The 2,721-nt window shown below is 42.4% G+C and carries 4 protein-coding genes and 1 pseudogene; all 5 read right to left on the bottom strand.

The window, feature by feature from the left end; genetic code table 11:
• Positions 1-31 precede the first annotated feature (31 nt).
• A complete protein-coding gene (locus AB4496_RS20750) occupies positions 32-469 on the bottom strand; it encodes an NUDIX pyrophosphatase (RefSeq protein ID WP_009846827.1) in 438 nt (145 codons plus the stop codon).
• Between the two features lie 25 nt (positions 470-494).
• Positions 495-911, bottom strand: coding sequence for an NUDIX hydrolase (locus AB4496_RS20745; RefSeq protein ID WP_009846828.1), 417 nt, complete (start codon positions 909-911; stop codon positions 495-497).
• 56 nt (positions 912-967) lie between these two features.
• The gene (locus AB4496_RS20740; RefSeq protein WP_009846829.1) at positions 968-1,813 is read right to left on the bottom strand and encodes an MBL fold metallo-hydrolase; all 846 of its coding nucleotides are present in this window, start codon (positions 1,811-1,813) and stop codon (positions 968-970) included.
• An 18-nt stretch (positions 1,814-1,831) separates the two neighbouring features.
• The gene (locus AB4496_RS20735; protein WP_009846830.1) at positions 1,832-2,320 is read right to left on the bottom strand and encodes a GNAT family N-acetyltransferase; all 489 of its coding nucleotides are present in this window, start codon (positions 2,318-2,320) and stop codon (positions 1,832-1,834) included.
• Between the two features lie 62 nt (positions 2,321-2,382).
• Positions 2,383-2,721, bottom strand: a pseudogene (locus tag AB4496_RS20730) (RraA family protein); the annotation flags it as partial.

Here is a 2,721-nt window from a genome sequence, read left to right as displayed (position 1 = left end):
CTCTAATATAGAGTTAATTAATCTGTGTACTTTAGCTAGCTTTATAAAGCCTTTCGTTAATCTCCCAAAGCGCGTTTCTGTTTGAGTCATATGTTAGAAGTTCAATAGCTTCTTGGTAGTCGCACCAACGGTAATCTGTGTGTTCACTTGATAGTTCAGGATCTTCTGTGACTTTAACTGAGAAGGAATGCTCAGGAATGACGAATGGATGCTCAGTCCAATTGTGATTCCCTGCATAAAAGACTTTTGGAAGCATGCACATTGAATCAAGCTGCTGCCAGTTATCACCGGCTAACTGAGTTTCTTCAGAAAGCTCTCGTTTTGCTGCTTCAAGAATTGATTCATCATTTTCGCCACCACCGGATATTGCCTGCCATACACTATTGTCACTTCTGCGTACGATTAAAAACCGAGGTTTGGTGTCGACTGTTTTGTAGGGAAAGACTAAAACTTGAAAAGGTGCTCTCATTGATTTGCCCTCCAATCATTCGCGTTTACTGCGCCAGCTTCCCAAGGACGACCGGATCGCTCAACAGATTCGTCAGAGGAAGAAACAATGGCTCAGGTAACTCATCTAGCTTAAACCATTTCCATTGCTTACATTTATCAGGTTCTGTTATCTCTGGTTCGCCGCTAGCGTCAGAAGCAACAACAAACAGCGTTATGTAGTGCTTGTTCTCTTTCTCAAAAATATCATTGGTAAAAGTCAGCTTCTCAAATGCACTAACAACTAAGCCAGTCTCTTCGAGTGTTTCGCGTTTGGCACACTCTTCGATACTTTCACCCCACTCAAGGTGTCCGCCAGGCGTTGCCCACGTATGAGCCCCATGAGAACCAATTCGTTCTCCAAGTAGTACTCGTCCTTCACGTAGAATAACCGCAGCGACACCTACTCTTACTTCCTGACTCACTTAAAACTCCTTAATTCTTACCAAAAGACAAACGTACATCTAAGGTTTGACCAACGTTACACATGAATACATCGACCTGTCGGCATTGCCTCAAGACGCTTACCTAATACTTCTTTCAACAGGCCATAAGCTTTCTTGCCTGTGCAGTGCCCTGTATACAGTTTATCAATGGGGTATTGAGACAACGTCAATCCAAGATCTCTAATGTCTTGCTTTGTGCCACCAATACTATTGAACAATGGTAAGCCCACTAAATGGAAGCCCCCGACAACCGCTTTTATTCTCTCTCCTGGGAACAGAGTAACCGCTGTATCAACCATATTAAGAACGCCACTATGCGCACATCCCGTGAATATAACTAAACCATCTGGCTCTTTAACCACTAACAGTAATTCATGATCAAATGAGTCGCGCTCCCGTCGATTCTTAGACTGTGTATAAAGGTATTTATTACCCTTAGGTTGTTCGTGTTTCACGCTAATATCTGTGATAGCAAAGACATTTGGAGCGATCTCAGTCGTACGATTAACGAAGACTAACCGCTCGTTGCTGTTTTCTAGTAAGTCCGGATTGATCCCGACATCACTTTTAAAACCGAAAGCCCGAAAATGGTAGTTTTTCTGTTCACAATTTTTCAGAAACACTTTGCCTTTAGAGTTATGAGCAACAAAATCAGCGGTGCCACTACAATGATCATGATGCCTGTGTGATATGACAGCGAGGTCTACATCTTTGATATCAATACCCAGTAATGGTGCGTTTTGACAAAACGTATCGCCACTTCCCATATCGAACAAGATCTTTAGCGATTCAGTTTCAATATGCAGTGATAGTCCGCGCTCAACGGCTAAATCTTTCCTATTATCCAGTCGAGAGTTATCAACCAGCGTCGTTATTTTCATAGTTCTCTTTTTATGTGATCACGAGTCGGACATTGTCCAACGGAAATAAGGTCTTTGACCATCCATTCGCTCAACCTCTGCACCCAACCTTTTGTAGAAATCATGCGCTTTCTTATTATGTGGACTTGCCGTCCATGAGATGTGAGAGGCATATGATGACTCCGCTTGTGACTTTAAAGCCAACATAAGTTCACGGCCATACCCTTTTGATCTTTGATTTCCTGTAACCAATAGGTCGTCAAGCCAGATTGATGACTCTCCACTGAAGGATGAATATCGATAGTGATACAGTGCGAAGCCAAAATGCTCACAATTCCGTTCCAATATTAATGAATGGGCAAATGCGTAATCACCAAATAATGTGCGTTCGATTTTCTCTATAGTTGTCGAGATTTCGCCACTAAACCCTTTCATACTCCGGTCAAAGTCAGCTTTTTGTTCAATAAACTCTAACAAGACACTTGAGTCTTCTTTCGTCGCAGTCCGTACGATCACTCTCTTCTCCATGGATGAATTTATTCGTTGTCGCCTAACGCCTGTTAATTGATGAAAATGCCACGCGTTACAAATCAACTTGTAGCACTACTTAAGTTTTGTTTCGCAGACGTTATTGCTTGCGCTATTTTAGCCCTATGACTCGTTTCCCACTCAGCGAGTGTTAATGAAGCTTCGTCACTTGCTTTCTTTGAAGCCATTAAAAACACTTCGTCTTTCTTTGATTTAGGAATAACGACAATACCCTCTGCATCAGCAACAATGATATCTCCCGTAGAGACCTTTGCTCCCCCGCAAGTGATCGGAGCGCCCAATTCAGAATAGATCTCTTTCTTTCCCGGTACTGGATGAACACCTTTCGCAAAAACTGGAAACTTCATATCTGAAATTTCAGTCAAATCTCGAATGACACC

This window comes from Vibrio sp. 10N.222.46.A1 (genome assembly GCF_041473595.1).
GTDB classification, from domain to species: Bacteria; Pseudomonadota; Gammaproteobacteria; order Enterobacterales; family Vibrionaceae; genus Vibrio; species Vibrio tasmaniensis_A.
The sequence above is the reverse complement of the archived record's forward strand: the minus strand, read 5'-3'. Positions and strand labels throughout refer to the sequence as shown.

What these genes read in the sequence shown, in the direction of transcription:
- AB4496_RS20740 (WP_009846829.1), bottom strand. Translation starts at nt 1,813, where the DNA reads ATGAAAATAACGACGCTGGTTGATAACTCTCGACTGGATAATAGGAAA.
- AB4496_RS20750 (WP_009846827.1), bottom strand. Translation starts at nt 469, where the DNA reads ATGAGAGCACCTTTTCAAGTTTTAGTCTTTCCCTACAAAACAGTCGAC.
- AB4496_RS20735 (WP_009846830.1), bottom strand. Translation starts at nt 2,320, where the DNA reads ATGGAGAAGAGAGTGATCGTACGGACTGCGACGAAAGAAGACTCAAGT.